This is a genomic window from Psychrobacter sp. CAL346-MNA-CIBAN-0220 (genome assembly GCF_040309805.1).
Taxonomy (GTDB): Bacteria; Pseudomonadota; Gammaproteobacteria; order Pseudomonadales; family Moraxellaceae; genus Psychrobacter.
This window is the reverse complement of sequence record NZ_JBEOPF010000342.1, coordinates 1-267: the sequence shown is the minus strand read 5'-3', so window position 1 is coordinate 267 and position 267 is coordinate 1. Positions and strand designations below refer to the sequence as shown.

General features: G+C 23.2%; 1 protein-coding gene. It reads right to left on the bottom strand.

What is annotated here, in order from left to right; all coding sequences use genetic code 11:
• Positions 1–267 (bottom strand): hypothetical protein (locus tag AAEY88_RS13905; protein WP_350563326.1); only part of this gene is annotated, 267 nt, incomplete at both ends.

The following is a 267-nucleotide window of genomic DNA, read 5'->3' as shown; positions in this document are numbered from 1 at the left end:
GATCCACTAAAAACAATGTGTGCAAGTTAAATAGGTAGTCTTTTATGGTTAATTTCTTAAAGTTACTTTCTAGTAACTGATAAGCTTTTTCTATTTTATCTTTATTAATTAACTCTCTTAACGGTATTTCTATATTTTTATAATTACTATCTTGGTAATTAACTATTCCGAATTTATCTTTAGATCTTATACTATTTATAATTGACTTCTTAATTTCATTATCAATTTTTTCTGAAGCTAAAAGTGCGTTAAAATATACATCAGATA